The organism is Streptomyces sp. URMC 129 (genome assembly GCF_051386415.1).
In the GTDB taxonomy this organism is placed as follows: domain Bacteria; phylum Actinomycetota; class Actinomycetes; order Streptomycetales; family Streptomycetaceae; genus Streptomyces.
This window is the reverse complement of the sequence record NZ_JBPQTQ010000233.1, coordinates 1-3,924: the sequence shown is the minus strand read 5'-3', so window position 1 is coordinate 3,924 and position 3,924 is coordinate 1. Positions and strand designations below refer to the sequence as shown.

Annotated in this window: 4 protein-coding genes; all 4 read left to right on the top strand. The window is 73.3% G+C overall.

All coding sequences use genetic code 11. The annotated features are described in order from the left end of the window. Window positions 1-1,033, top strand: a 1,033-nt coding sequence (locus ACSNOC_RS27225; protein WP_436750240.1) for an aminotransferase class I/II-fold pyridoxal phosphate-dependent enzyme, incomplete at its 5' end; no start/stop codon positions are given. Window positions 1,034-1,119: 86 nt separating this feature from the next. Further along, window positions 1,120-1,602, top strand: coding sequence for a hypothetical protein (locus ACSNOC_RS27220; protein WP_436750239.1), 483 nt, complete (start codon window positions 1,120-1,122; stop codon window positions 1,600-1,602). 561 nt (window positions 1,603-2,163) lie between these two features. Beyond that, complete coding sequence (locus ACSNOC_RS27215) at window positions 2,164-2,895, top strand: TetR/AcrR family transcriptional regulator (RefSeq protein WP_436750238.1); 732 nt, start codon at window positions 2,164-2,166, stop codon at window positions 2,893-2,895. After that, window positions 2,892-3,884: an AurF N-oxygenase family protein gene (locus ACSNOC_RS27210; RefSeq protein WP_436750237.1), complete on the top strand. Its 993-nt coding sequence runs from the start codon at window positions 2,892-2,894 to the stop codon at window positions 3,882-3,884. The genes ACSNOC_RS27215 and ACSNOC_RS27210 overlap by 4 nt, the downstream gene beginning before the upstream one ends. Window positions 3,885-3,924 lie beyond the last annotated feature (40 nt).

Genomic DNA, 3,924 nt, shown 5'->3' with positions numbered 1-3,924 from the left:
CCCGGAACGCGCCCCCGACGACGTCCGCCGCGCGTTCCGGGAACACCCCGACGCCAAGGGCATGCTGCTGATCACCCCCACCAACTGGGGCACCTGCGCCGACATCAGGGGCGTCGCCCGCGTCTGCCACGGGTACGACGCGGCGCTCATCGTCGACGAGGCGTGGGGCGCGCACCTGCCGTTCCACCCCGGGCTGCCCGCCTGGGGCATGGACGCCGAGGCCGACATCGTCGTCACCAGCGTCCACAAGATGGGCGGCGCCATCGAGCAGAGCTCCGTCTTCCACCTGCGCGGCCACCGCGTCTCCCCGCAGGTCCTCAAGCAGCGCGAGGACCTGCTCGGCACCACCAGCTCCTCGTCCCTCGTCTACGCGTCCCTCGACGGCTGGCGCCGCCAGATGGTCGAACAGGGACACGACCTGCTGGAGGCGGCGCTGCGCCGCTCGCGCCGGGTCCGCGCGGCGCTCGCCGGCGTTCCCGGGCTGTGGCTGCTGGACGACGAGCTGACCGGGCCGGACGCCGCCGCCGACCTCGACCCGCTGAAGATCGTGGTGGACGTGCGCCGCCTCGGCATCCACGGCATGCAGGCCGCCGAATGGCTGCGCGACCGCTGCCACATCGACATCGGCGTCGCGGACACCTACCGGATCAGCGGCCAGTTCACCCACGCGGACGACGACGACACCGAGCGGCTGTTCACCGACTCCCTGCGCCGGCTGGCCGAGGAGGCCGGCACCATCGAACGGCCGCCGGGCGTCCACCAGCCCGAGCCCCGCGCCTTCGAACTGGAGCAGGCCGTCCTGCCGCGCGACGCGTTCTTCGGCCCGGCCGAACAGGTTCCCGCCGAGAAGGCGGCCGGGCGGATCGCCGCCGAGATGATCAGCCCCTACCCGCCCGGCGTCCCGGTCGTCGCGCCCGGCGAGGTCATCACCGAGGAGATCGTGGACTACCTGCGCGGCGGCGCCGCCGCCGGGATGCTGATCCCCGACGCCGCCGACCCGTCCATGGACAGTTTCCGCGTCACGGCCGGCTGACCCCGCGGGACCTCGCGGAAGGCAGCCCGGCATCATGGGCACCGGGCGCGCACGCGCGTTCCCCTCGGCCCGCGGGAGGTGACCGGATGCCCGAGCGAACGGTGGCGGTGTTCGACCTGGACGGCACGCTCGCCGACGTCCGGCACCGGCTGCGCTTCCTGCGCCGCCGCCCGGCGGACTGGAACGCCTTCTTCGCCGCCGCGCCCGAGGACCCGCCGCTGGCCGAGGGCGTCGCGCTGGCGCTCGCCCACGCCGGGAGCGAGGACATCGCCTACGTCACCGGCCGGCCGGAGCGCTGCCGCCGCGACACCGAGACCTGGCTGGCGCACCACGGCCTGCCGTCCGGCCCGCTGCTGATGCGCGCCGAACGCGACCGCCGCCCGGCCCGGGTGGCCAAGCCGGAGCTGCTGGCGCTGCTGGCCCGGGACCGCACGGTCACGGTCGTCGTGGACGACGACCGGCGGGTCTGCGACGCCTACGAGAACGCGGGATTCCGCGTCGTGCGCGCCACCTGGATGCCGGCGCCCACGCTGCTGGAGCAGGCCCAGGAGGACCAGGGCCGCACCTGACGACCGGCCCGCGCCCGCGCCCGCTCGCGCGACCCTTCGCGCCGGGGGCCCGGACGGCGACACCGTGCCGCGCCCGCCCCCGCGACGGTGAGCAGGAGAAAGCGCGGATGCCGTGCCCGAAGCCCCGCCGCACCGGCCGGACGGGCGAGGGCGGCGCCACCCCCGGCCCCCCGGCCGACGAGCCGGCCGGACCCGTCCTCGCCGTCCGGCCGGACATGGCTTCCCGGTCGCCCGTCCCGGCCGTCTCCGAGTCGTTCCTCCTCCTGTCCGGCGACGTCCTCCACGCGCCGGGCGGCGGCCCGCACGGTTCCCTCCGTCGCCGCCCCCCACCCACCGGGCCCGACCGGCGGCGACCGTACGTTGATCGCCCGTTTATGGGCCGCCGCCAGAGTGGGGGTGCGGCCAGGCCGCCGATGGGGGAGGGCGGCGACGGGGGCTGGCCGTCCCACGCCCCGGCGCCCGGGTTCCGCGGCCTCCTCGCCCACCGGACGCCGGGGCTGTGACAGGCGCCACATACAAGCAGGCTTGCTTGCTTGTATGTGGCGCTCTTACCGTCGTGACGTGTCCGTGAGCAGCCCCCAGCAGCAGGCCCGCACCTCCCACCACGCCCCCGGCCGCCGGACTCAGGACGAGCGGCGGTCACGCACCAGGGCGCGGCTGCTCGACGCCACCATGGACTGCCTCGCCGACCTCGGCTGGGCGGGCACCTCGACCACCGAGGTGGCCCGCCGCGCGGGCGTCTCCCGCGGAGCGCAGCAGCACCACTACCCGACCAAGATGGCCCTGGTCGCCGCCGCCCTCGAACACGTGCTGATCGCCCAGCGCAACGCCTACGAGTCCGCGTTCGCCGGGCTGCCGCCCGAGCGCCACAACATCGAGGGCGCCCTGGACCTGCTGTGGGAGGTCTTCCGCAGCCGCCCGGCCAGGGCCCTGCTCGAACTCGCCATGGCCGCCCGCACCGACGAGGAACTGCGCGACCTCTGCCGAGACCTCAACGGCCGGATCCTCGACATCATGATCGCGACCTTCGAGCAGCTCTTCCCCCGGACCCCCCTGCACGAGGACATCGTGCCCACCCTGGTGCGCAGCCTGTTCGCGCTGTACATCGGCCTCTCCGTGCAGAACGCGCTCGACGACGACGCCGAGGGCCACCACCGGGACGTGCTGACCCAGGTCAAGAACTTCGCCCGGCTGCTCGTCCCCGACGCGGAGACCCACACGGGGACCGGCACCGCATCCCATCCCGCATCCGACGCAACAGACGGCACGAGCGCAAGGGAGCGCCCGACATGACGAAACCCCCCACGGACCTCGCCGAGGAACTGCGCCTGCAGGTCAAGGACCGCAAGTCCTACCTGGGCGTCATCGACCGCCTCAACAAGGCGTCGGTGGAGAAGCACTGGGAGGCCTACGCCGACATACCCTGGGACGACCCGGACTTCGTCGTCGACAAGAACGACCCCCGCTGGATCCTCCCCCCGGTCGACCGCCTCGGCGAGACCGAGTGGTACCGGTCGCAGCCCCCCGAGATCCAGGCGCAGATCGGGCTCTGGCGGGTGGCCACCGCGATGAAGATCGGCCTGCAGTTCGAGAACCTGCTCAAGCGGGGCCTGCTCAACTACGCCTACCGCCTGCCCAACGGCCGCCCCGAATTCCGGTACGTCTACCACGAGACGACCGAGGAATGTCATCACGGCATGATGTTCCAGGAGTTCGTCAACCGCACCAACCTCCCCATCCGCGGCATGCCCCGGGCGCTGAGCGTGATCGCCCAGGTCACCCCGCTGATACCGCTGATCAACACCGAGCTGTTCTTCGTCTTCGTGCTCGGCGGCGAGGACCCCATCGACTACGTCCAGCGCAAGTCCCTCAAGGGCGGGCACATCAAGCACCCCCTGGAGGAGACCATCATGCGCATCCACATCGCGGAGGAGGCCCGGCACATCTCCTTCGCCCGGCACTACCTCAGGCACCGGGTGCCGGGCATGCCGCGCCTGCGGCGCCGCTTCCTCGGCCTGGCCACCCCCGCCATCCTCGGCGTCATGGCCCGCATCATGCTCTCCCCGCCCGGCCCGATGGTCCGTCACTTCCGCATCCCCGCCGACGTCGTCCGCGAGGCGTACAAGAGCGAGGCGGCCCAGGACGAGATCCGCAACTCGGTCGGCAAGATCCGGGAGCTGATGACCGAGCTGGGCGTCGTCACCCCCGTCAACAAGCGGATCTGGCAGGCGTTCGGCATCTGGGACAAGCCCGGCGACCGCCGCGCCCCCAAGGCGGCCTGACCCACCCACCCGGTCCCCGGCGCCCGCCCGCGCCGGGGAC